The 23,380-nt window shown below is 53.8% G+C and carries 22 protein-coding genes, 1 pseudogene and 1 riboswitch; of the genes and pseudogenes, 10 read left to right on the top strand and 13 right to left on the bottom strand.

Features of this window, described 5'->3' with window-relative positions:
* Positions 1–3: 3 nt before the first annotated feature.
* Positions 4–1,563: a CNNM family cation transport protein YoaE gene (gene yoaE, locus L977_RS03790; protein ID WP_014884278.1), complete on the bottom strand. Its 1,560-nt coding sequence runs from the start codon at positions 1,561–1,563 to the stop codon at positions 4–6.
* On the bottom strand, positions 1,551–1,709 hold the full coding sequence (locus L977_RS25200; RefSeq protein ID WP_442854919.1) for a protein YoaL: 159 nt from the start codon (positions 1,707–1,709) through the stop codon (positions 1,551–1,553). Before L977_RS25200 ends, yoaE begins: the two co-directional genes overlap by 13 nt.
* A 315-nt stretch (positions 1,710–2,024) precedes the next feature.
* Between L977_RS25200 and manX the strand changes: the two genes are divergently transcribed.
* From manX to mntP, 5 genes are all read left to right on the top strand, one after another.
* Complete coding sequence (gene manX, locus L977_RS03785) at positions 2,025–2,987, top strand: PTS mannose transporter subunit IIAB (RefSeq protein ID WP_014884279.1); 963 nt, start codon at positions 2,025–2,027, stop codon at positions 2,985–2,987.
* Between the two features lie 47 nt (positions 2,988–3,034).
* Positions 3,035–3,835, top strand: a complete 801-nt coding sequence (locus L977_RS03780) for a PTS mannose/fructose/sorbose transporter subunit IIC (protein WP_047624830.1) — start codon at positions 3,035–3,037, stop codon at positions 3,833–3,835.
* A gap of 12 nt (positions 3,836–3,847) precedes the next feature.
* Positions 3,848–4,699 carry a PTS mannose transporter subunit IID gene (locus L977_RS03775; RefSeq protein WP_006810994.1) on the top strand — a complete coding sequence of 284 codons (852 nt, stop codon included), beginning with the start codon at positions 3,848–3,850 and terminating at the stop codon, positions 4,697–4,699.
* A 61-nt stretch (positions 4,700–4,760) separates the two neighbouring features.
* Positions 4,761–5,219: a DUF986 family protein gene (locus L977_RS03770; protein ID WP_047624820.1), complete on the top strand. Its 459-nt coding sequence runs from the start codon at positions 4,761–4,763 to the stop codon at positions 5,217–5,219.
* Between the two features lie 199 nt (positions 5,220–5,418).
* Positions 5,419–5,609: riboswitch (yybP-ykoY riboswitch) on the top strand.
* 10 nt (positions 5,610–5,619) lie between these two features.
* On the top strand, positions 5,620–6,186 hold the full coding sequence (gene mntP / locus L977_RS03765) for a manganese efflux pump MntP (protein ID WP_045281244.1): 567 nt from the start codon (positions 5,620–5,622) through the stop codon (positions 6,184–6,186).
* Here mntP and rlmA read toward each other — a convergent pair.
* The 6 genes and pseudogenes from rlmA to mgrB all read right to left on the bottom strand — a co-directional run bounded on the left by rlmA (position 6,183) and on the right by mgrB (position 10,549).
* Complete coding sequence (rlmA, locus tag L977_RS03760; protein ID WP_047624818.1) at positions 6,183–6,998, bottom strand: 23S rRNA (guanine(745)-N(1))-methyltransferase; 816 nt, start codon at positions 6,996–6,998, stop codon at positions 6,183–6,185. The genes mntP and rlmA overlap by 4 nt on opposite strands.
* 67 nt (positions 6,999–7,065) lie before the next feature.
* Entirely contained in the window at positions 7,066–8,784 is a 1,719-nt protein-coding gene (ftsI, locus tag L977_RS03755; protein ID WP_047624817.1) for a peptidoglycan glycosyltransferase FtsI, read from the bottom strand.
* Positions 8,785–9,002: 218 nt separating this feature from the next.
* The gene (gene cspE / locus L977_RS03750; protein WP_001062678.1) at positions 9,003–9,212 is read right to left on the bottom strand and encodes a transcription antiterminator/RNA stability regulator CspE; all 210 of its coding nucleotides are present in this window, start codon (positions 9,210–9,212) and stop codon (positions 9,003–9,005) included.
* A 12-nt stretch (positions 9,213–9,224) separates the two neighbouring features.
* A pseudogene (locus tag L977_RS23085) lies at positions 9,225–9,369 on the bottom strand (DUF2627 domain-containing protein).
* A gap of 671 nt (positions 9,370–10,040) precedes the next feature.
* Complete coding sequence (locus L977_RS03745; protein WP_014884285.1) at positions 10,041–10,331, bottom strand: YebO family protein; 291 nt, start codon at positions 10,329–10,331, stop codon at positions 10,041–10,043.
* A 74-nt stretch (positions 10,332–10,405) separates the two neighbouring features.
* The gene (gene mgrB, locus L977_RS03740) at positions 10,406–10,549 is read right to left on the bottom strand and encodes a PhoP/PhoQ regulator MgrB (RefSeq protein WP_014884286.1); all 144 of its coding nucleotides are present in this window, start codon (positions 10,547–10,549) and stop codon (positions 10,406–10,408) included.
* Positions 10,550–10,709: 160 nt separating this feature from the next.
* Between mgrB and L977_RS03735 the strand changes: the two genes are divergently transcribed.
* Positions 10,710–10,949 carry a YobH family protein gene (locus L977_RS03735; RefSeq protein ID WP_047624809.1) on the top strand — a complete coding sequence of 80 codons (240 nt, stop codon included), beginning with the start codon at positions 10,710–10,712 and terminating at the stop codon, positions 10,947–10,949.
* Between the two features lie 66 nt (positions 10,950–11,015).
* Here the strand turns inward: L977_RS03735 and kdgR are convergent, their stop codons facing one another.
* Positions 11,016–11,807, bottom strand: coding sequence for a DNA-binding transcriptional regulator KdgR (kdgR, locus tag L977_RS03730; RefSeq protein ID WP_014884288.1), 792 nt, complete (start codon positions 11,805–11,807; stop codon positions 11,016–11,018).
* Between the two features lie 178 nt (positions 11,808–11,985).
* Here kdgR and L977_RS03725 point away from each other — a divergent pair, with 178 nt between their 5' ends.
* On the top strand, positions 11,986–13,359 hold the full coding sequence (locus tag L977_RS03725) for an MFS transporter (protein WP_047624807.1): 1,374 nt from the start codon (positions 11,986–11,988) through the stop codon (positions 13,357–13,359).
* Positions 13,360–13,409: 50 nt separating this feature from the next.
* On the opposite strand, the gene htpX is transcribed toward L977_RS03725, so the two are convergent.
* The 4 genes from htpX to L977_RS03705 form a co-directional block, all read right to left on the bottom strand.
* The gene (htpX, locus tag L977_RS03720; RefSeq protein WP_014884290.1) at positions 13,410–14,291 is read right to left on the bottom strand and encodes a protease HtpX; all 882 of its coding nucleotides are present in this window, start codon (positions 14,289–14,291) and stop codon (positions 13,410–13,412) included.
* A gap of 193 nt (positions 14,292–14,484) precedes the next feature.
* Positions 14,485–16,533, bottom strand: coding sequence for a carboxy terminal-processing peptidase (gene prc / locus L977_RS03715; RefSeq protein WP_014884291.1), 2,049 nt, complete (start codon positions 16,531–16,533; stop codon positions 14,485–14,487).
* Between the two features lie 19 nt (positions 16,534–16,552).
* Positions 16,553–17,239, bottom strand: coding sequence for an RNA chaperone ProQ (gene proQ, locus L977_RS03710; protein ID WP_014884292.1), 687 nt, complete (start codon positions 17,237–17,239; stop codon positions 16,553–16,555).
* Between the two features lie 96 nt (positions 17,240–17,335).
* Positions 17,336–17,833, bottom strand: a complete 498-nt coding sequence (locus L977_RS03705) for a GAF domain-containing protein (protein ID WP_014884293.1) — start codon at positions 17,831–17,833, stop codon at positions 17,336–17,338.
* Positions 17,834–17,965: 132 nt separating this feature from the next.
* On the opposite strand from L977_RS03705, the gene yebS reads away from it, so the two are divergent.
* The 3 genes from yebS to rsmF all read left to right on the top strand — a co-directional run bounded on the left by yebS (position 17,966) and on the right by rsmF (position 23,371).
* The gene (gene yebS / locus L977_RS03700) at positions 17,966–19,249 is read left to right on the top strand and encodes a membrane integrity lipid transport subunit YebS (protein WP_047624802.1); all 1,284 of its coding nucleotides are present in this window, start codon (positions 17,966–17,968) and stop codon (positions 19,247–19,249) included.
* On the top strand, positions 19,218–21,851 hold the full coding sequence (locus L977_RS03695; RefSeq protein WP_014884295.1) for a PqiB family protein: 2,634 nt from the start codon (positions 19,218–19,220) through the stop codon (positions 21,849–21,851). The genes yebS and L977_RS03695 overlap by 32 nt, the downstream gene beginning before the upstream one ends.
* 77 nt (positions 21,852–21,928) lie before the next feature.
* Positions 21,929–23,371, top strand: coding sequence for a 16S rRNA (cytosine(1407)-C(5))-methyltransferase RsmF (rsmF, locus tag L977_RS03690; protein WP_047624798.1), 1,443 nt, complete (start codon positions 21,929–21,931; stop codon positions 23,369–23,371).
* Positions 23,372–23,380 lie beyond the last annotated feature (9 nt).

Here is a 23,380-nt window from a genome sequence, read left to right as displayed (position 1 = left end):
GAGCTATTCTTCTTCATCGTGGACAGATTGTTCTTTAACAATACGGACCATATCAACGCGATAGTCGTTGGCTTCAACAATGGTAATGTGCAGCGGCGGCAACTCAATCACATCCCCGATACGCGGGATTTGCCCGTTCACGGCGATAACCAGACCGGCAACGGTCGCGATGTCTTCTTCATCGTTGACCACGTTTTCCACCCCGAGCGTGTGCGAGAGCGCGTGCAGGTCGGTCGTGCCTTTAACCAGCCAGCCTTCGCCGTCGGCGACGATCTCAGGCGTTTCGTCGGCATCCGGGAACTCACCGGCAATCGCTTCCAGCACGTCCAGCGGCGTGACCAGCCCCTGCACCACACCGAACTCGTTGGTGACGATAACGAAGCTGCCGCGTGCGCGTCGCAACACGCCCAGCAGGTTGATCGGATCCAGCGTTTCCGGCACAACAATCGCAGGCGATGCAGCCGCAATGGCTTCGACGTTGACGCCCTCTTCCAGGGCCACCAGCATCTCTTTCGCGCGCACGACGCCGATGATCTCATCCAGCTCACCGCGACACACCGGGAACAGGCTGTGCGGTGAAGAGAGCAACTGCTGACGAATTTCATCCACGCTCAGGTTCGCATCGACCCAGCTGATTTCCCCGCGCGGGGTCATGATTCCGCGCAGCGAACGGGAAGCAAGGGAGAGCACGCCGTTGATCATGTAGCGCTCTTCTTCTACAAACGCCCCTTCCGGAACCGGCACCGGATTACGGTTTTCAGTATCAGACTGAACGTTCACCTGGCGACGACCGCCCATCAGACGCAGAATGGCATCCGCGGTCCGGGCACGCAGCGGCTGATTCGACTGCTGCTTAATAAAGTTCCGGCGCGCAATCTGGTTGAACAGTTCAATCAGGATCGAGAAGCCAATCGCGGCGTACAGATAACCTTTCGGAATATGGAAGCCAAAACCTTCCGCTACCAGGCTCAGACCAATCATCAGCAGGAAGCTCAGACAGAGCACAACCACCGTCGGATGTTGGTTGACGAAACGCGTCAGCGGTTTCGACGCCAGCAGCATGACCGCCATAGCAATGACCACAGCCGCCATCATCACCGGGAGATGGTTCACCATGCCGACCGCCGTGATTACCGCATCCAGCGAGAAGACCGCATCCAGCACGACGATCTGCAGCACCACCACCCAGAAACTGGCGTAGCCCTTACCGTGTCCATCGTCGTGCTGACGGTTTTCCAGCCGCTCGTGGAGTTCCGTGGTCGCTTTAAAGAGCAGGAATATCCCCCCGATCAGCATGATTAAATCACGCCCGGAGAAGGTGTAATCCATGACGGAGAACAGCGGTTTTGTCAGCGTGACCATCCAGGAGATGACGGAAAGCAGTCCCAGTCGCATGACCAGCGCCAGCGAGAGGCCAATCAGACGCGCTTTATCACGCTGTTTTGGCGGCAGCTTATCCGCAAGGATGGCGATAAACACCAGGTTATCAATGCCGAGAACGATCTCCAGCACCACCAGCGTGAGCAATCCCACCCAGATTGACGGGTCCATTAAGAATTCCATGACAAGCTCCTGCTAAAGGAATGACGAAACGGTGCCCCACTCAACGTGGGCAAAACAGAGGAAGACAGAGTCGGTTCATGGCGAGGATCGCCGGTGAAAAAGGCGCAAATCGGCCTGAAAGATGACTGACGTCGGTGACGGTCCATATAGTGGGCTGTAGCCCTATACTCCTGAACAGGTAAACGGAGGCTAAACATATCAGAGACACCAGGTTTTAAGCAAAGATTTACGTTCTTTTGCAAAAACGCAATAAGACTAAATTTGTGTTGAGAATTTTCTCGAGCGGGAAAGCTAAATTACGGATCTTCATCACATAAATTATTTTTTCACTGTCTAAAATAATTCGCGGAAGTCTTAGTTTTTTGAACTCTAACCCTTATCTGAATCGATTCGGTTCGCCAATACGATTCTCAGTACGTCTGCCCGGCAGGCGTATTAATGATAATAAAAGGAGGTAGCAAGTGACCATTGCTATTGTCATAGGCACACATGGTTGGGCTGCTGAGCAGCTACTCAAAACGGCAGAGATGCTGTTGGGCGAGCAGGAAAACGTCGGCTGGATCGATTTCGTTCCCGGTGAAAACGCCGAGACGCTGATTGAGAAGTACAACGCTCAACTCTCGAAGCTGGATACCAGCAAAGGTGTGCTGTTTCTCGTTGATACATGGGGCGGCAGCCCGTTCAATGCTGCCAGCCGTATTGTCGTCGATAAAGAGCATTATGAAGTCGTCGCCGGCGTTAACATTCCCATGCTGGTGGAAACCTTTATGGCGCGCGACGACAACCCGACGTTTGATGAGCTTGTCGCCCTGGCGGTTGAAACGGGCCGTGAGGGCGTGAAAGCCCTGAAAGCACAGCCGGTTGAGAAACCCGCTCCTGCGGCAGCAGCACCGAAAGTGGCTACACCGGCAAAACCCATGGGCCCGAATGATTATATGGTCATCGGCCTTGCACGTATTGATGACCGCTTAATCCACGGCCAGGTGGCAACGCGCTGGACTAAAGAGACCAACGTTCGCCGCATTATCGTCGTCAGCGATGAAGTTGCCGCCGACACCGTACGTAAAACCCTTCTGACTCAGGTTGCTCCTCCTGGCGTCACCGCGCACGTGGTGGATGTCGCCAAGATGATCCGCGTTTACAACAACCCGAAATACGCGGGTGAACGCGTAATGCTGCTGTTTACTAACCCGACAGACGTTGAGCGCATTGTTGAAGGCGGCGTGAAAATCACCTCCGTGAACATTGGGGGTATGGCGTTCCGTCAGGGCAAAACGCAGGTCAACAACGCCATTTCAGTCGATGCGAAAGATATCGAGGCATTCAACAAGCTGAATGCACGCGGTATTGAGCTGGAAGCCCGTAAAGTTTCCACTGACCAGAAACTGAAAATGATGGATTTGATCGGTAAAGTTGGGAAATAAGCCCGCGCCGGTTTTTCACATAAAGCTTATGTAATAGGAGAAGTACAATGGAGATTACCACTCTTCAGATTGTGCTGGTGTTCGTCGTCGCATGTATTGCGGGTATGGAATCCGTACTTGATGAATTTCAGTTCCACCGTCCTCTGGTGGCCTGTACGTTGATTGGTGCCGTACTGGGTGATATGAAAACCGGTATCATCATCGGGGGTACGCTGGAAATGATCGCCCTCGGCTGGATGAACATCGGTGCTGCCGTTGCGCCAGATGCCGCGCTGGCCTCCATCATTTCGACCGTTCTGGTTATTGCCGGTCATCAGAGTATCGGTGCAGGTATCGCTTTGGCCATTCCTCTGGCCGCAGCAGGCCAGGTTCTGACCATTATCGTACGTACCATCACCGTTGCTTTCCAGCACGCGGCGGATAAGGCGGCCGAAAACGGCAACCTCACGGCACTCTCCTGGATCCACGTTTCATCCCTGTTCCTGCAGGCGATGCGTATCGCCATTCCGGCGGTTATCGTTGCGATCTCAGTCGGTACCAGTGAAGTCCAGAGCATGCTGAACGCCATTCCAGAAGTGGTCACCGGCGGTCTGAACATCGCGGGCGGTATGATCGTGGTCGTTGGTTATGCGATGGTCATTAACATGATGCGCGCAGGCTACCTGATGCCATTCTTCTACCTTGGCTTCGTGACCGCAGCATTCACCAACTTCAACCTGGTTGCACTGGGTGTCATTGGTGCCGTCATGGCGATTCTCTACATCCAGCTCAGCCCGAAATATAACCGCGTTGCGGGTACCCCAGCGCAGGCTGCTGGTAACAACGATCTCGATAACGAACTGGACTAACAGGTGAGCGAAATGGTTGATATGACAAAAACTACCACCGAGAAAAAACTCACTCCGGGTGATATTCGTGGCGTGTTCATCCGTTCTAACCTGTTTCAGGGTTCATGGAACTTCGAACGTATGCAGGCGCTGGGCTTCTGCTTCTCCATGGTACCGGCGATCAAGCGCCTGTACCCGGAAAATAACGAAGCACGACGTCAGGCGATTAAGCGTCACCTGGAATTCTTCAACACCCATCCATATGTAGCCGCGCCGGTTCTGGGCGTAACGCTGGCGATGGAAGAGCAGCGTGCCAACGGCGCAGAGATTGACGATGGTGCGATCAACGGTATCAAAGTCGGTCTGATGGGTCCTCTGGCCGGTGTAGGTGACCCTATCTTCTGGGGTACGGTTCGTCCGGTCTTTGCCGCGCTGGGGGCGGGGATCGCCATGAGCGGCAGCCTGCTCGGTCCTCTGCTGTTCTTTATCCTGTTCAACGCGGTGCGACTGCTGACACGTTACTACGGCGTGGCCTACGGCTACCGCAAGGGCGTGGATATTGTTAAGGATATGGGCGGCGGCTTCCTGCAGAAACTGACCGAGGGGGCGTCAATCCTCGGCCTGTTTGTGATGGGGGCACTGGTGAACAAGTGGACGCACGTGAACATCCCGCTGGTGGTATCGACCATCACCGGCCAGGATGGTCAGACCCGCGTCACCACCGTGCAGACTATCCTGGATCAGCTGATGCCGGGCCTGGTACCGCTGCTGTTGACCTTCGCCTGTATGTGGCTGCTGCGTAAGAAGGTGAACCCGCTGTGGATCATCGTTGGCTTCTTCGTCATCGGTATCGCGGGCTACGCTGTCGGTCTGCTGGGTCTGTAAAGCAGTAACGTGAGACGCCGGGGGCTTGCCCCCGGTTTTTTATCGGTTATCCGGAGGATGAATGACTGTCACGGACATCGTACTGGTTTTATTTATTGTTGCCCTTCTGGCTTACGCTATCTATGACGAGTTCATTATGCCTCGCCGCCACGGCGAGACGCTACTGGCCCTTCCCCTCTTACGCCGCGGACGCATTGATGCGTTTATCTTCGCGGGTCTGGTGGTCATTCTGATCTACAATAACGTCACCAGCCACGGTGCAATATTAACCACATGGTTATTATGTGCGCTGGCATTAATGGCGATTTACCTTTTCTGGATCCGTTCGCCAAAACTCATTTTTAAAAAACACGGATTCTTCTTCGCCAACGTATGGATAGAATATAACCGCATTAAAGAGATGAATTTATCCGAAGACGGTGTGTTAGTGATGCAATTAGAACAACGCCGCCTGCTCATCCGGGTCAAGAATATTGATGACCTTGAGAAAATATACACATTACTCCTTAAAACTCAATGAGTTAAATTTATAGCATCGGCTATATATTACGCTATTTTCTCACCACGAATATAGCCTTTGCTATATCTGCCTTCCTCTTTTTACTTATATTCATTAACGATATTTTCACGCATAAACCTAAATGAAAATCGTTATCAAGAAAGCGAGTAAATTAAGCCTTCCTCGATGTTGTTTTATATTCTCAAAATATGTTAAGGTTGCGCCCGTCGTTGGGGAGTAGCCGATTTCCTGCACGCAGGAAATGTACGTGTCAACATACTCGTTGAAAAACGTGGCACGTACGGATCGCTTTCAGCACGCTTACGGTGCAAAAGAGATCAGGCGAGACCATAGATACATCAACTGCTGTTTACTGGGGGCAGTGATGTGTCATATGGATATCCCCGGTCTGGACGCTGTTATGAATATCTCCGCTACGATCCTTCTCGCTTTTGGCATGTCCATGGACGCTTTTGCTGCCTCCATTGGCAAGGGTGCCACGCTCCACAAACCTAAATTCTCAGAAGCACTGCGTACCGGGCTGATTTTTGGCGCCATCGAAACGCTGACACCGCTCATGGGTTGGGGTCTGGGTATGCTCGCCAGCCAGTTCGTGCTCGAGTGGAATCACTGGATCGCGTTCGTTCTGCTGGTGTTTCTCGGTGGCCGAATGGTCATCGAGGGTTTTCGCGGCGGGGATGATGAAGATGCGGAACCGCAATACCGCCATGGATTCTGGCTGCTGGTGACAACCGCTATCGCCACAAGCCTTGACGCCATGGCCGTCGGGGTGGGTCTGGCTTTCCTGCAGGTTAACATTATCGCCACTGCGCTGGCCATTGGCTGTGCAACACTTATTATGTCCACGCTGGGCATAATGGTCGGACGCTTTATCGGCCCGCTACTGGGTAAACGCGCCGAGATCTTAGGCGGTATCGTTTTGATCGGCATTGGTGCCCAGATCCTCTGGGCACACTTCGCGGGTTAAGCGTCGCGCTGCCAGACATGGATACTGAAATCTGTCTGGCAGCTAAATGTCGTCCGGGCCGCTAGCGCCGCCCAAACTTCCGGTTTTGCCCGCCACGCGAACGGCGTCATCTGCAACAGTGCTACCGCCTCCTGCCCCTCCAGATCCATTTGATACGCCACTGACTTCTCCTGCTTCAGCGTAAAACCGGCCAGCTGTTCAGAATGGGGGGCATGCAGACGCACGTCATCATAGATAAGCCCTTTCAGTTCCATCAGATGACGCGGGCCGGGTGTGACGGTGATGACCCATCCGCCGGGTTTCACCACCCGTGCAAGCTCTTGCGCTTTACAGGGAGCATAGATGCGGATGATAGCGTCCATACTGGCATCTTCGAACGGCAACCGGTGGCTTGAAGCCACGCAGTACGTCACGTCAGCGTAGCGTTTAGCCGCCGCGCGAATGGCCACTTTCGACACGTCGAGACCGAATGTTACGGCCCCCTTCTCACGCACCACTTCCGCAAACCGCGCGGTGTAGTATCCTTCTCCACAACCGATATCCAGCATGGCGGACGCCGAATCAGGCAACATATCATCCAGCATCTGCGCAACTGTCTCCCGCAGCGGCAGATAGTGTCCGGCATCGAGAAATGCACGACGTGCCTGCATCATCTCCGCACTATCGCCCGGATCGCGGGAGCGCTTATGCTGCACCGGCAGAAGATTCACATATCCTTCTTTCGCCATATCAAACTGATGTCCCTGCGGACAACGATAACTTTTATCTGAGCGCATCAGCGACGCATGACAAAGGGGGCAACTGAAGGACATGGCAACTCCGGGGCATAAACCAAAGGGCGAAGTGTACCGCTATTCGCCCCGCTATAAAACGGCTGGATTACCGCATGACGATAAGGTGGTCAGAACCGGCCGGGAGGCCATCAGGTTTTATATTCTCCAGGCGCAGCACGTTGCCCATGATTTCGCTGAAAACCGGCGCTGAAACCGCCCCACCGTAGTACGCCCCGTTTTGAGGCTCGTTAATCACCACGACCAGCGCAAAACGCGGATCGCTCGCAGGCGCGACGCCCGCGGTATAGGCGACATATTTATCGACATATTTGCCGCTGACATCAATCTTCTTCGCCGTACCGGTTTTTACCGCCACGCGGTAATCACGCACCGCGGCCTTAACGCCACCGCCGCCGGGTAGCGCAACGCTCTCCATCATATGCTCCACGTCATGCGCGATCTCCTCCGGCATAACGCGGTGCCCGATAACGGGGGGATCGATGCGGGTGATCGACAGGGGACGCTCCAGTCCAAATCCGCCAATCGTCGCATAGACGTGGGCAAGCTGGAGCGGCGTCACCATCAGGCCATAGCCGAAGGCAAAGGTCGCGCGGTCGAGCTGGCTCCAGTACTTACGCTGTGGCAACAGGCCCGCGCTCTCCCCCGTTAAGCCAAGACCCGTGTTCGTGCCAAAACCAAAGTTCCGGTAGGTATCAAGAAGGTGCTGTATGGGCATCGCCAGCGAGAGCCGGGAGACTCCGGTATCGCTCGATTTCTGCAGGATCCCGGTCATCGTCAGCTCCGGGTAGTAGCCCACGTCGCGAATACGGTGTCCATCAAGTGTATAAGGATGGGTGTCAATCACGCTGTCCGGCTGGACCAGCCCCTGCTGCAGCGCCGTCATCAGCACCAGCGGTTTAACGGTCGAACCGGGTTCGAACGTATCGCTAATAGCCCGGTTACGAAAATCGTTAATTGTCGCGCCTTCCCGGTTATTGGGGTTGAAGTCCGGGTAACTCGCCATGGCGAGTATTTCGCCGGTTGGGATATTGATCAATACCGATGCCCCTGACTCGGCCTTATTCCAGGCCACGGCATTATCCAGCGCGTCTTCGGTAATGGTCTGTAGCCGCTCGTCGATGCTGAGCTGAATGTTATGCGCTGGCGTGGGCGCAACTTCCGTCAGGTTTTCAACCACCCGGCCGTAGCGATCCTCCCTTACCTGTCGGACACCCGCTTTACCCGTCAGCTGAGTATTAAAGCTTTTTTCCACCCCTTCAATGCCCTGCCCGTCAATATTGGTGAAGCCAATCAGATTGGCCGCCACGTGGCCTGCCGGGTAAAAACGGCGCGATTCATCACGCAGGTTAATTCCCGGCAAATTCAGTTTATCAATCCATTTGGCCTGCGCAGGATCAACCTGACGAGCCAGGTAAATGAACCGGCCCCTGGGATTGGCGTTAATGCGCGAAGAGAGGGTATTCAGGGAGAGATGAAGCGCGCTCGCCAGCGCCTGCCAGCGATCGTCAAAACCAACGCCCCCTTTTGCGAGTACCGTTTTAGGGTCGGCCCATACGGCTCTGACGGGCACGCTGACCGCCAGAGGTCGGCCTTCACGATCCGTGATCATCCCTCGTGGAGCATCAATCGTCAGCTGACGCAGCGATCGCATATCTTCCTGCTTCACCAGGTTGTCTGGTTTGATGATTTGTAGCCAGGCAACACGACCCAGTAAAAAAGCCAGACTGCAGAAAATAGCAAAACAGAGCAGCGCAAAACGCGCTGGTGTGAAATTGCCAGCGCTCATAATTAATTTCTTTTTCACCTGAACCCCAGAGCTGTTAAACAACGCTCTGATTTAACGGGAAAAGATGCGCTGAGGGAGGCGAAACTGTGCTTCTAACCTCGCAGCTTTGCAACAAGTTGCTAACGAGACAGAGGATAGTCATATTTTGAAAGATAGGGGCATAAAAAAGCCCCGCATTGTGCGAGGCTTTATGTCTGAGATTGAAGTGCTACGCGCTTCAGTCAGCAGCGGTTCGATCAGATAGCAGTTACGTTAACTGCAGCTGGGCCTTTCTGGCCGTCCTGAATTTCGAACTCAACGTTCTGGCCTTCAGCCAGAGTTTTGAAGCCGTTACCCTGGATTGCAGAGAAGTGTACGAACACGTCTTTGCTGCCGTCAGCAGGAGTAATGAAACCAAAACCTTTAGACTCGTTGAACCACTTAACTTGACCTTTAATCTTTGCCATTTGCAAAATTCCTTAGAGTGTTTTCTTAGCCCGCAGGCATTGACTGAGATAAAACTGAGACATTACTGCATGAGGCACTAATATAAGGTTCGGCAGAGAAGCGGTATTCAACGACAACGTGTTTACTCAGGACTTCTTTACTGAAAATGCCACACATAAACAGAACTGTACCTCGTTTGACCCAAAACGTGTTATCACACACTATGTTTAATATGGCAAGCCATTTTTAAACATGTCTCGATCCGCCGCACAAATTCGAACACTGTCTGTAAGGATTTGCACAATTATGCGCGATACACACAGACAGCTTAACGCTCTTACACAGGCTCTACGGTGCTTTCGCAAGCACTGTAATCTAAGACTTTTTTAACATAGCTCAATCATTACAATGCGTCCAGCAACCGTGAAAAGAAATCTTCGGAATTGATTGAGTTAGAACAAATTGTGAAAACTTATGCTTAAATCATTGCAACGGGGGCGTATTGTTTCAGGAAAAACCCAATGTTAATAATCCGCACCGAACTGTATTAAAATGCAGCAGGTAATAAGGAGGGTTATGCACCAAAATAATGAAATTTTTATGACGCTGCATCAAAACAAGGCAAGCAAAACGTTTCGATAAAAATAAAACATTTTTGAGCGTAGATACATACAGAATATATGCAACAATTCATCGCTTCGTTTATAAGGATAAATAATCGCCAGTTTTCAGTATCCTGAAAGTACTATTAACTGGTGCTAAATTATCTGCCTTACCACTTAACGCGTTTTCAGGGAGGGATTACACCTGGACTGAACCAGACCACAGTCCCTCCCGGGACACGGCAATCAGCGCTCAGCCACCAGACGGATAAAATCGTCCTGATCCTGGTTGTTTTCAGCGACAGCCTCTTTTGACTCGTCTTTCCCTTCCGGTTCGTTAGCCTCGCACAGACGACGCAGCAGCGCATTCTGACGCTTTTGCTGATCGAGCAGCGCTTCCAGCAGTTCAATCTGCTCGTTTGTACGGGAACTGGCACGGTTCACGAAAAACCAAATGACCAGACCCACCAGCAGAACAACCAAAGAGATCATCAGGGATGCTACATTCAGCAACCCTGAGTTCAGTAACTCACCCATTTCACCACCTCAATAAAAACGCCTATTTTACCACTGGTGCGAAGGAAGGAAATCACCTTAAGAAAAAATGCGTGCTACCACGGGATAAACTTATTGATTGCGCAAACGCCGCTAAAAAACTGTACATCCTGATCGCACATCACATTGATCGTCTGCGTCCATAACACCACGCACGCTATCAGTACGACAATCAGAATCACCCAGCGTATTTTTTTCACTCCACACTCCGTCTAAAGACCTGATACAACCAGGTTATCACGGTGACCTTAAACAAGGACTAACTGTACCAACATCAGGTCTTTTTCAGAATCCTGCACTTGTTTCATTACGTAAACCGTTTAGGCTAGCCTCATGATAACAACGATAAAAGAGGTAACAATGCGCGTAATCATTCGAACGATTTTAGTACTGGCGATACTCTGGATTGGACTTTTGTTAACCGGCTACGGTGTGCTTGTGGGAAGCACCGAAAATGCAGCAGGCTTAGGTATTCAGTGTAAGTACGTAACAGCACAAGGCGTAAGCACGGCGCAGTATCTCCATTCTGATAGCGGCATCATTGGTTTAACCAACTGCCCGATACTGAGAAAGATGTCCGTCGTGGTTGATAATGGCTAACTGGCCTGGTTAACCACTGACGAAAAACGCCGCAGAAGATGCGGCGTTTTTTTATGCTAAAACGCGTTAAAAGGGATAGTCATGATAGCCCATCTGCTCGGAAATCTTACGCGCGGCAGTGTGCAGAATAGCTACATACTCGTGCAGACGCTCTTCTGAGAAGCGCAGGGTTGGGAAAGAGATACTTAAACCCGCGATCACCACGCCAAAACGGTCAAACACCGGAACGCCGATGCAGCGCAGCCCTTCTTCCTGCTCTTCGTTATCTTCGCCGTATCCTTGTTCACGCACCTTGTCGAGTACCGTTAACAGTTCATCAGTATTGGTAATGGTTCGTTCCGTACTGCGTTTATATTCCACACCATCAAGGATCTGCTTCACCTCTTCGCGATCGCGCCACGCCAGCAGAACCTTGCCAATTGCCGTGCTATAAAGCGGGTTGCGGCGGCCAATGCGCGAATACATACGCAGGTTGTACATGGAGTCGATTTTATGGATGTAAACAATGCTGTCTTCATCCAGTGCACCCAGGTGGATGGTCTCTTTGGTCAGACGGGAGATCTCACGCATCTGAATGTCCGCGCTGCGGATCAAATCAACGTTTTGCAGCGCCCGGGCACCCAGTTCGAACAGCTTTAGCGTCAGAGAGTATTTTTCAGACTCTCCTTCCTGCGCTACATAACCCAGTGACTTCATGGTTTGCAAAAAGCGGTAAACGGTGCTTTTCGACATCATCACACGCTGCGACAACTCTGTAATACCAATTTCACGCTCTTCTCCGAGCGCCTGTAAGATGCCAAACACCTTCAGCACGGAAGAAACAGAATCTGGCTGTTTATCCAAATCCGCAATTGCCATTTACCACCTCATAGAGAGTGTTTTATAAAAATCAGAACCGGTTTTTATTATAAATTCCTGTGATGTTACCTGCAATCAATGCGCGTTTGTTTCGTTACAAATCTGCGACATATAACGGCGTTAACAGTGCTAAAATCGTTACCCTGAGAATAATTTCACCCTGAGCTTTTTATCCCCGATGGAAAAGAACCTTTCCGATGGTCTGCCTTTGCCCCTGCGGTATGGCGCCATTGCTACGATTATTATTGGGATCTCAATGGCCGTCCTCGATGGCGCGATTGCGAACGTTGCCCTGCCCACTATCGCCAGCGACCTGCAGGCCTCCCCGGCCAGCTCGATATGGATTGTTAACGCCTATCAGATTGCGATTGTGATTTCCCTGCTCTCCTTCTCTTTCCTCGGCGACATGTTCGGCCACCGTCGGGTCTATCAGTGCGGCCTGGTGGTGTTCACCTTTACCTCGCTGTTATGCGCCCTGTCTGACTCATTGCACACGCTGACGCTGGCGCGCATAGCGCAGGGCTTTGGCGGTGCGGCGCTGATGAGTGTAAATACGGCATTGATCCGCTTGATCTATCCGCAACGTCACCTTGGACGCGGGATGGGGATAAACTCGTTTATTGTCGCGGTTTCCTCCGCCGCCGGACCAACAATTGCAGCAGCCATACTTTCTGTCGCCTCATGGCAATGGCTCTTTGCCATAAACGTGCCGCTGGGTATCGTGGCTATCTTCTTTGCCCTGCGTTTTCTTCCTGCTAACGGCCCCAAAAGTACCATGCCGCGTTTTGACGTCCCCAGCGCAGTGATGAATGCACTGACCTTTGGTCTGCTGATTACAGCCCTGAGCGGCTTTGCTCAGGGGCAATCCATGGCGCTTACCGGCATCGAGCTTATCGCCCTGCTGGTAACAGGATTCTTCTTTGTTCGCCGTCAGCTCGCCCTGCCCGTTCCTTTGCTGCCGGTAGATCTGCTGCGTATCCCCCTCTTTTCGCTCTCCATCTGTACGTCCATTTGCTCGTTCTGCGCTCAGATGCTGGCGCTGGTTTCTCTGCCCTTCTTTCTGCAAAGCGTGGTAGGACGTTCGGAGGTGGAGACCGGGCTGCTGCTAACGCCCTGGCCACTGGCGACGATGGTGATGGCGCCGCTGGCGGGTTACTTAATTGAACGTATCCATGCCGGTTTGTTGGGTGCGGTGGGACTGGCCGTCATGGCAACCGGCCTTTTCGCGCTGGCACTGTTACCGTCATCACCCAGCGATCTGGACATCGTCTGGCGCATGATCCTCTGTGGTGCGGGGTTCGGCCTGTTTCAGTCCCCCAATAATCACACCATCATCACCTCTGCCCCCCGTCACCGCAGTGGCGGCGCCAGCGGGATGTTGGGAACTGCGCGCCTTATGGGGCAAAGCAGCGGCGCGGCGCTGGTTGCCCTGATGTTTAACCTTGCCGGGCAAAACTGTAACCACGTTGCGCTGCTCACCGCCGGCGCGCTTGCCACCCTCGCGGCCATCGTCAGCGGTCTGCGCGTTACCCAGCCCAGGGTTCAGGCATAAAAAAAGCCGGGCGGTGAATACGCCTGCCCGGCTTATTGTGACGCTTCGCGTTACTTCAGGTATTCCCCACTGCGCAGAGCTTCAATACGTTTATCCAGCGGCGGGTGAGACATAAACAGCTCACTGAGCGACTTTGATTTACCGTTGATGCAGAAGGCCATCATGCTGTTCGCTTCCTGCGGCTCGTAACTGGTTTTCAGGCGCTGCAGGGCAGCAATCATCTTCTCGCGTCCCACCAGTTTCGCAGAGCCGGCATCCGCGTGGAATTCACGGTGGCGCGAGAACCACATGGTGATAATACTCGCCAGAATACCGAACACCAGTTCCAGCACCATCGACACGGCGAAGTAGATCAGCGGGTTACCGTTGCTCTCTTCACCTTCATCACGGTTGCCGCCCATAAAGCCCGCCGCAATCTGCGCCAGGATACGGGAGATAAAGATAACGAAGGTGTTCACCACGCCCTGAATCAGCGTCATGGTCACCATGTCGCCGTTGGCAATATGGCTGATTTCGTGAGCGATGACCGCTTCGGCTTCGTCACGGCTCATGTTTTGCAGCAACCCGGTGCTGACAGCAACCAGCGATGCATCACGACGGGCACCCGTAGCAAACGCGTTAATATCGGGCGCATGATAAATGGCCACCTGCGGCATGGCGATCCCGGCCTGACGGGATTGCTGAGCCACCGTATTCATCAGCCACTGTTCCATATCGTTACGCGGCTGCTCAATCACCTCACCGCCGACGGATTTCAGCGCCATCCACTTTGACATCAGCAGGGAAATGAACGAGCCACCAAAACCAAACAGCAGCGCCATAATCAACAGACCCTGAACGCTGCTCGACTGAATTCCTGTCAGGCTTAGCACGAGCCCGAAAACCACCATCACCGCCAGGTTGGTGAGCAGGAAGAGCGCGATTCGCATCATAATTTTCTTTTAACCTCAGTTTAACAAAGCGCACTATGCGATTACCCACATCGTATGGGTATTGCGGCTATTTTCAAGCATCCGGAGGGCGTAAGTCACCAGAAAGACACAACTTTACACAATTGGAAATCTGCCTGACGGAAGGATGCGGAACAAAAAGAAACAGGCACAATTTCTTGTGCCTGTTGGGGGATTATTTCGCCGGAGCGGGTTGCTCAGCAGGCTTATCTTTTTCCAGATTCGCCAGGTCGAGGGCGATATGCACCGTCTCGTCCAGGTAAGGATCCGGCTCCTGGTAATCTTTTGGCAGATCGTCCAGTTTCTTGAGCAGAGGCTTACCTTCACGCTTGAAGCGGTCGTTGATACGGGCCAGACGCGTGGCATCGTCTTCGTTGTTCTCTTTCTCACGCTGGGCGTAGTTCAGAGAAACAATATTCCGTTTATCCTTCAGGGCATTGAAACGCGCAATGTCCTTCATGATGTACTGGAATTCCGGATCTTTCGCGATGCGGTCGTTATGCGCTTTCAGCAGTTCAGGGCCAAATTGCGTCATATCACCCGCTTTCACGTAGGTCGCAGCATTGATGCTGTCCCACGGTAACGCGTTATCTTCAAACTTCTCGCCCGTTTCGGTCTCTTCCGTTCCTGTCGGCATCATGATATCCGGCGTGACGCCTTTACGCTGCGTACTGCCGCCGTTGACGCGGTAGAACTTCTGAATGGTGTACTGCACTGAACCCAGCGCAGGCCATTCCGGACGCAGCATCTGATCGTAGATACGGTTCAGCGATCGATACTGCTGAACGGTGCCTTTACCAAAGGTTGGCTCACCCACGATCAGCGCACGGCCGTAGTCCTGCATTGCCGCGGCAAAGATCTCAGACGCAGACGCACTGAAGCGGTCGACCAGCACGACCAGCGGGCCTTTGTAGTAGACCACACCATCGTTGTCGGCATCTTCACGGACTTTACCGTTGTTATCACGCACCTGAACCACAGGGCCAGACGGGATGAAGAGGCCAGAGAGCGATACCGCTTCTGTCAGCGCACCACCGCCGTTGCTGCGCAGGTCAATGATGACGCTGCTGACGTTCTGTTTCTCAAGTTTCTGCAGCTGAACCTTCACATCGTCGGTCAGCCCTACGTAGAAGCCAGGGATATCCAGGACACCCACCTTCTCTTTACCCACGGTTTTCACCGACATTTTCACCGCGCGGTCTTCCAGACGGATACGCTCACGGGTCAGGGTAACGATACGGGTTTTAGTGCCTTTACCCGCTGGCAGAATTTCCAGACGAACTTTGCTGCCTTTCGGACCTTTAATCAGCGCAACCACGTCGTCAAGACGCCAGCCAATGACATCGACCATGCCTTTACCGGTTTGTCCGACCCCAACAATGCGGTCACCTACGCTGATCGCTTTGCTTTTGGAGGCCGGGCCACCCGCCACCATGGAATTGATCACGGTGTAATCATCGTCCATCTGCAGTACCGCACCGATACCTTCCAGAGACAGGCTCATTTCGGTATTGAACTGTTCGGTGTTGCGCGGGGAGAGATAGTTGGTGTGCGGATCGATTTCGTGCGCAAAGGCCGTCATTGCCAGAGAGAAGACATCCTCACTGTTGGTCTGCGCCAGACGACGAATGGCAAATTTGTAACGACGCGTCAGCGTGTCACGGATCTCTTTTTCATCTTTGCCGGTCAGCTTGAGACTCAGTTCGTCGTATTTGACCTTTCCGTCCCACAGCGCATTCAACTCGGCTTCATCTTTCGGCCACGGCGCTTTGCTGCGATCAAGATTAAAATTGTCGTTGCCGGTGAAGTCCATCGGACGTTCGAGCACTTTCAGGGCGTACTGATAGCGTTCAAAGCGGCGCTTTTGCGACAGGTTGTAGAGGTCGTAGAAAAGATCCAGCTTGCCTGACCGCAACTCATCACCCACCTCGGATTTGCGCTTAGCGAACTGCTCGACATCACTGGCGAGCAAAACGTTATGGCTGTAATCCAGCAAGTTCAGATAGCGGTCAAAGATTTTGGCCGAAAAGGCCTGATCGAGATCGAACTGACGATAGTGCGAGCGGGTGAAACGAGACGTCACGCGCTCGCTCACCGTCGCGTGCTGCGTCTCTTCCTTGAGTACCGGAATTTGATCAACACGCGTGATATCGTCCACTGCGAAAGCATGGCCTGTTATAGCAAACAGACCCGCCAGCGCGGTGAGCTTAAAAAAAGTGTTCATGCCAGGCTTGGCCTCCGTTTCAGAACAACAAGTGTTCTGCGCGTACAATCATTGACATACCAGAAGTCAGCTGTACACGAACGCCATCTTTGGTGATTTCCAGTACGGTGGCGTCCATAGCATTGTTGCCCGCTTTGACCTTCAGCGCCTGACCCACGCTCAGCGCGTTGATGTCAGAAACCGGGGTATGGCGCGGCTCTTCACGAGGCGCACGTGGGGCTTTGGCTGCTGGTTTGTCTGCACGCGGTTTGCGATCGTTATTATCGTGACGACGCGGCGCAGGGCGCGGTTTACGCTCACGACGAGGCGCTTCTTCCTGGCCGTTTGCCGCTGCGGCTTCGCGTTTTTTCGCTTGCTGTTCTGCACGTTGTGCCTGAACGCGTGCTTTGGCTTCTTCAAGCTGCTTGCGTGCGTGTTCAACGTGCTGCTCGTCCAGCTCACCACAAGGGTTGCCGTCGAGATCCACGCGAGTCGCGCCCGGTTTGATACCGTACAGGTAACGCCAGCTCGAAGTATAAAGACGTAAGGCAGAACGCAACTGAGTTTTGCTGAGGTTCATTTCCCCCTCAACGCGCGCTACCAGATCCTGAAAAATACCGACTTTCAGGGGACGAGCTTCACCTTCCGCGCTGAAGCACTGCGGGAAACGCTCGGCCAGAAATGCGATAACTTCTTTACTGCTATTCAACTTAGGTTGATTTTCCATGAAATTTCCTGATTACAACGGACGTTGCCAACAAGCGCAGGCATGAACAGGCGTCATTATAATGACGCTATCAGTAAATGCTACGTTATCCGTTGATTATCCTGCGACGCTCGCAAAGAATTTTTGATAATCGGTGCCGGCAAGGACGTTTTCCAGATTCGCCACCAGCTCGCGCAGCCCTTGCTCGTCCTCGGTTGTGAAGCGACTGAAGACGGTGCTGTCGATATCCAAAACGCCAATAATCTGATTTCTTACGACCAGCGGCAGTACGATCTCAGAATTACTGGCGGCATCACAGGCGATATGCCCGTCAAACGCATGAACATCTTCCACACGCTGTACCTGATTCTCGGCCACCGCAGTACCGCATACACCGCGCCCGACCGGAATACGCACGCAAGCCAGTTTGCCCTGGAACGGGCCAAGTACCAGCGTGTCACCTTCCAGGAGGTAAAAGCCAGCCCAGTTCACGTCAGAGAGACGTTCGAACAACAATGCGCTAGTATTTGCCAGAGTGGCTAAGAAGCTGGTCTCACCCGCCATCAATGCCTTAAAATCGCGGTTCAGATCCGCGTAGAATTCTGTTTTGTTCATTATTCAATCACTTAGTTGTCTTACAAAATTACCGCATAGCCTATTAAAATAAGCATTAAATGCGCTCATGCTCAAGATGAATCCGTTCATGAGTTAATATAACGTTCAACAATACTTATTTGTGCGCAGCTGATGGCCTTAAAAACAACCAAAATTACGCCGACAAAAAAGATAACGGTCCATACGGTAAGAGACGCTTTGCCTCGTGCACATTATCAGCGTTGCCCCCAGTGCGATACGCTTTTTATGTTGCCGAAGATGAAATCGCACCAAAGTGCCTTTTGCCCCCGATGTGACGCGAAAATTCGTGACGGCCGAGACTGGTCGTTAACCCGTCTGGCCGCCATGGCCGTCACCATGCTGCTGCTGATGCCCTTCGCCTGGACCGAGCCCCTGCTGAAGCTCTACCTGCTTGGCGTACGCATTGATGCCAACGTGCTGCAGGGGATCTGGCAGATGACCCGCCAGGGCGATCCGATTACCGCTGCCATGGTGCTGTTTTGCGCCATTGGCGCGCCACTGGTGCTGGTTGCAGCCATTGCCTATCTGTGGTTTGGCAACATCCTGGGGATGAATCTTCGCCCGGTGCTGCTGATGCTGGATAAACTCAAAGAGTGGGTGATGCTGGATATCTATCTGGTCGGTGTGGGCGTGGCATCAATTAAAGTGCAGGATTATGCTTTTCTGCAGCCGGGCGTCGGGCTTTTTGCCTTTATCTGCCTGGTGCTGCTCAGCATCCTGACGCTGATCCACCTGAACGTTGAGCAACTCTGGGAGCGTTTTTACCCTCAGCGCCCTGCCACCCGTCCGGATGAGAATCTCCGCGTCTGTCTGGGATGCCATTACACCGGGTTGCCCGATCCCCGTGGGCGCTGTCCGCGCTGCCACATACCCTTGCTGCATCGACGCAATAACAGTCTGCAAAAATGCTGGGCGGCGCTGATTGCCTCCCTGGTGTTCTTGATCCCCGCCAATATGCTGCCGATTTCCATCATTTACGTGAATGGTGCCCGTCAGGAGGATACAATCCTCTCCGGCATTATCTCCCTGGCGCACAGCAACGTTGGGGTGGCGGCCATCGTCTTTATCGCCAGTATCCTGGTTCCTTTTACCAAAGTCGTGGTGATGTTCACCCTGCTCATCAGCATTCACTTTAAGTGTGAACAAGGATTACGAACCCGAATACTGCTTCTGCGATTTGTCACCTGGATTGGCCGCTGGTCCATGTTGGATCTGTTTGTGATTTCGCTGATGATGTCGCTAATAAATCGCGACCAGTTACTTGCTTTTACTATGGGACCCGCAGCTTTTTATTTCGGCTCTGCGGTGATATTGACTATTCTTGCTGTGGAATGGCTGGATAGCCGCTTACTTTGGGATGCACATGAGTCAGGAAACCCCCGCTTCGCCGACTGAAGCGAGAATTAAAACTAAACGCCGCATTTCGCCATTCTGGTTGCTGCCTGTCATCGCCCTGATGATTGCAGGCTGGCTTATCTGGACGAGCTATGAAGATCGCGGAAGTACCGTCACCATTGATTTCCAGACCGCCGACGGCATCGTCGCCGGACGAACCCCCGTTCGTTTTCAGGGGGTTGAAGTCGGTACGGTTCAGGACATCTCACTCGGAAAAGGGCTGAACAAAATTCAGGTGCGGGTCAGCATTAAATCGGACATGCAGGACGCGCTGCGCAGCGAAACGCAGTTCTGGCTGGTCACGCCGAAGGCGTCTCTGGCGGGTGTCTCGGGGCTGGATGCGCTGGTTGGCGGTAACTACATCGGTATGATGCCAGGCAAGGGCGAACCGCAGGATCACTTTGTCGCGCTGGATACGCAGCCAAAATATCGTCTCAATAACGGCGATCTGATGATCCATCTGCAGGCGCCGGATCTCGGCTCACTGAACAGTGGCTCGCTGGTCTATTTCCGAAAAATTCCGGTGGGTCGCGTTTACGATTACGCCATCAATCCGAACAAACAGGGCGTGACCATCGATGTGCTGATCGAACGCCGATTCACCAACCTGGTGAAAAAAGGCAGCCGCTTCTGGAACGTGTCTGGCGTAGATGCCGACCTCAGCCTGAGCGGTGCTAAAGTGAAGCTGGAGAGCCTGGCCGCACTGGTAAACGGGGCGATTGCCTTTGACTCCCCGGAGAACTCCAGCCCTGCTGCTGCCGATGATACGTTCGGGTTGTACGCTGATTTGGCGCACAGCCAGCGAGGGGTGATCGTCAAACTTGTTCTGCCCGATGCGAAAGGTCTGAAAGCCGGATCAACACCGCTGATGTATCAGGGTCTGCAGGTAGGTCAGCTCACCAAAATGACGCTCAACCCTGGCGGCTCGGTGACGGGCGAAATGACCGTCGACCCCAGCGTGGTCGATCTCCTGCGCGAGAAAACGCGTATCGAGATGCGCAGTCCGAAGCTCTCTCTGAACGATGCCAGTCTCAGCACTTTGCTGACCGGCAACACATTTGAACTGATCCCCGGAGAAGGAAAGCCAAGCAACAACTTCGTGATCGCCCCGGCGGATAAAGCCCTGCTGCAAAAACCGGGCGTTGTGACGGTTACGCTAAATGCCCCCGAAAGTTATGGTATTGAAGCCGGTCAGCCGCTGATCCTCCACGGTGTCCAGGTGGGTCAGGTTCTGGAGCGAACGCTTTCCGAAAACGGCGTGAGCTTCTCGGTAGCGATCGATCCGCAATACAGCAACCTCGTCCATGGCGACAGTAAATTCGTGGTTAACAGCCGCGTCGATGTGAAGGTAGGCCTGGACGGCGTAGAGTTCCTTGGTGCCAGTGCCAGCGAATGGGTTAACGGCGGCATTCGCATTTTGCCGGGCGATAAAGGCCCCATCCGCGAAAATTACCCGCTGTATGCCAACCTGGACAAAGCGATTGAAAACAGCCTGAGCGATCTGCCGACGACCACGCTGACCTTGAGCGCCGAGACGCTACCGGACGTCCAGGCAGGTTCTGTGGTGCTGTATCGCAAGTTTGAAGTCGGGGAAGTGATCGCCGTTCGCCCGCGTGCGGACGCGTTTGATATCGAACTGCATATCAAGCCGGAGTATCGCAAGCTGCTGACGCCAAACAGCGTCTTCTGGGCCGAAGGCGGCGCGAAAGTTCAGCTTAACGGTAACGGGCTGACCGTGCAGGCCTCCCCGCTCTCACGCGCACTGCGCGGCGCCATTAGCTTCGATAACCTCAGCGGTGCAGGCGCAAACCTGCGTAAGGGCGATAAGCGTATTCTCTTCCCGTCCGAAACCGCCGCGCGTGCCGTGGGTGGGCAGATTACCCTGCATGCGTTTGATGCCGGTAAGCTGGCGGAAGGCATGCCGATTCGCTACCTGGGCATTGATATCGGCCAGATCCAGAAGCTGACGCTGATCACCTCCCGCAACGAGGTACAGGCCACCGCGGTGCTCTACCCGGAATATGTGCAGACCTTCGCCCGCACCGGTTCCCGCTTCTCGGTGGTGACGCCGCAGATTTCGGCCGCAGGCGTTGAACATCTCGACACTATTCTGCAGCCCTATATCAACGTCGAACCCGGCCAGGGCAATGCACGGCGTGATTTCGAACTGCAGGAAGCCACCATCACCGATTCGCGCTACCTCGGTGGCCTGAGCATTGTGGTGGAAGTCCCGGAAGCAGGCTCACTTGGCATCGGCACGCCGGTTCTGTTCCGCGGTATTGAGGTGGGTACGGTAACGGGTCTGACGCTTGGAACGCTCTCCGATCGTGTGATGGTGGCGTTACGTATCAGCGACCGTTACCAGCACCTGGTACGAAATAACTCGGTATTCTGGCTGGCATCTGGCTACTCGCTGGACTTCGGCCTGACGGGGGGCGTGGTGAAAACCGGTACCTTCAACCAGTTCATCCGTGGCGGTATTGCGTTTGCCACCCCGCCTGGCACGCCACTGGCGCCAAAAGCGCAGTCGGGGAAACACTTCCTGCTGCTCGAAAGCGAACCGAAAGAGTGGCGTGAATGGGGAACGGCTCTGCCGCGTTAATCTGAAAGGCTCCGGTGTCAACGCGCCGGAGCCTTTATGTTACACTGCGGACCTGAACTTTTCCCTGTGGTGTGCACGTGGCTCAAAACTCCGTATTTCTTCCTGAACAATTCCTTGCGCAAATGCGCGAGGCGCTTCCCTCTCACCTGTCGTTAGATGATTTTATCGCCGCCTGCCAGCGTCCGTTACGCCGGAGCATTCGCGTCAACACGCTGAAAATCAGCGTCGATGATTTTCTGACGCTGGTTTCCCCCTACAACTGGCAGCTTACGCCGGTGCCCTGGTGTGCAGAGGGGTTTTGGATCGAGCGCGATGACGAAGATGCCGTGCCGCTGGGAAGTACCGCAGAACATCTGAGCGGTCTGTTTTATATTCAGGAAGCCAGTTCGATGCTGCCGGTTGCCGCCCTGTTCGCAGAAGGCAACGCACCTGAACGCGTGATGGACGTTGCCGCCGCGCCCGGCTCGAAAACAACACAAATTGCCGCCCGGATGGGTAATCACGGGGCGATTCTTGCTAACGAATTTTCCGCCAGCCGCGTGAAAGTCTTGCATGCCAACATCAGCCGCTGCGGTATCCAGAATGTCGCCCTGACGCATTTTGACGGACGCGTGTTTGGCGCCGCCTTGCCGGAAGCGTTCGATGCCATTCTGCTCGACGCCCCCTGCTCCGGCGAGGGGGTGGTGCGTAAAGATCCCGATGCGTTAAAGAACTGGTCTGTGGAAAGCAATCTTGAGATCGCTGCCACGCAGCGCGAACTGATCGACAGCGCCTTTCACGCCCTGCGCCCCGGCGGCACGCTGGTGTACTCCACCTGTACCCTCAACCGCGATGAAAACGAAGACGTCTGTCTGTGGTTGAAAGCGCAATACCCGGATGCCGTTGAGTTCCTGCCACTTAACGGTCTGTTTGCCACGGCAGATGAGGCCGTCACGCCGGAAGGTTTCCTGCACGTGTTCCCGCAGATTTACGACTGCGAAGGGTTCTTTGTGGCTCGTCTGCGCAAAACTCAGGCGGTGGCTCCCCTGCCAGCCCCGAAATTTAAGGTCGGCAATTTCCCGTTCGCCCCGCTGAAAGGCCGCGATGCTGTGCAACTTAAAGCCGCCGCCAACAAGGTTGGGCTGATCTGGGATGAGAATCTGCACCTCTGGATGCGTGATAAAGAGATATGGCTGTTCCCGGCACCCATTGAGCCGCTTATTGGTAGAGTCCGTTTTTCACGTATCGGGATCCGCCTGGCGGAAGTGCATAATAAAGGGTACCGCTGGCAGCACGAAGCGGTCATCGCCCTGGCGGACAGCGATAAAACGTTTGAACTGACGCATCAGGAAGCCGAAGAGTGGTATCGTGGTCGCGACGTTTACCCGGAAACCACCCCGTCTCAGGATGAGGTTATTGTGACGTATCAGGGCTTCCCGTTGGGTCTGGCGAAAAAGGTCGGCTCGCGGCTGAAAAATAGTTATCCGCGGGAGTTGGTCCGCGATGGCCGGTTGTTTACGGGTAACAGTCCCACCGACTAAAAAAAGCGC

It is taken from the genome of Enterobacter sp. ZOR0014 (assembly GCF_000798855.1).
Taxonomy (GTDB): Bacteria; Pseudomonadota; Gammaproteobacteria; order Enterobacterales; family Enterobacteriaceae; genus Enterobacter; species Enterobacter kobei.
This window is presented reverse-complemented; position numbering and strand designations above follow the sequence as displayed.

Bases quoted from the DNA above. Each gene is read 5' to 3' on its own strand.
- yoaE (WP_014884278.1), bottom strand. From the start codon at position 1,563: ATGGAATTCTTAATGGACCCGTCAATCTGGGTGGGATTGCTCACGCTG.
- L977_RS25200 (WP_442854919.1), bottom strand. From the start codon at position 1,709: ATGGACCGTCACCGACGTCAGTCATCTTTCAGGCCGATTTGCGCCTTT.
- L977_RS03780 (WP_047624830.1), top strand. From the start codon at position 3,035: ATGGAGATTACCACTCTTCAGATTGTGCTGGTGTTCGTCGTCGCATGT.
- L977_RS03775 (WP_006810994.1), top strand. From the start codon at position 3,848: ATGGTTGATATGACAAAAACTACCACCGAGAAAAAACTCACTCCGGGT.
- L977_RS03770 (WP_047624820.1), top strand. From the start codon at position 4,761: ATGACTGTCACGGACATCGTACTGGTTTTATTTATTGTTGCCCTTCTG.
- mntP (WP_045281244.1), top strand. From the start codon at position 5,620: ATGAATATCTCCGCTACGATCCTTCTCGCTTTTGGCATGTCCATGGAC.
- rlmA (WP_047624818.1), bottom strand. From the start codon at position 6,998: ATGTCCTTCAGTTGCCCCCTTTGTCATGCGTCGCTGATGCGCTCAGAT.
- cspE (WP_001062678.1), bottom strand. From the start codon at position 9,212: ATGGCAAAGATTAAAGGTCAAGTTAAGTGGTTCAACGAGTCTAAAGGT.
- L977_RS03745 (WP_014884285.1), bottom strand. From the start codon at position 10,331: ATGGGTGAGTTACTGAACTCAGGGTTGCTGAATGTAGCATCCCTGATG.
- L977_RS03735 (WP_047624809.1), top strand. From the start codon at position 10,710: ATGCGCGTAATCATTCGAACGATTTTAGTACTGGCGATACTCTGGATT.
- kdgR (WP_014884288.1), bottom strand. From the start codon at position 11,807: ATGGCAATTGCGGATTTGGATAAACAGCCAGATTCTGTTTCTTCCGTG.
- L977_RS03725 (WP_047624807.1), top strand. From the start codon at position 11,986: ATGGAAAAGAACCTTTCCGATGGTCTGCCTTTGCCCCTGCGGTATGGC.
- htpX (WP_014884290.1), bottom strand. From the start codon at position 14,291: ATGATGCGAATCGCGCTCTTCCTGCTCACCAACCTGGCGGTGATGGTG.
- prc (WP_014884291.1), bottom strand. From the start codon at position 16,533: ATGAACACTTTTTTTAAGCTCACCGCGCTGGCGGGTCTGTTTGCTATA.
- proQ (WP_014884292.1), bottom strand. From the start codon at position 17,239: ATGGAAAATCAACCTAAGTTGAATAGCAGTAAAGAAGTTATCGCATTT.
- L977_RS03705 (WP_014884293.1), bottom strand. From the start codon at position 17,833: ATGAACAAAACAGAATTCTACGCGGATCTGAACCGCGATTTTAAGGCA.
- yebS (WP_047624802.1), top strand. From the start codon at position 17,966: ATGGCCTTAAAAACAACCAAAATTACGCCGACAAAAAAGATAACGGTC.
- L977_RS03695 (WP_014884295.1), top strand. From the start codon at position 19,218: ATGAGTCAGGAAACCCCCGCTTCGCCGACTGAAGCGAGAATTAAAACT.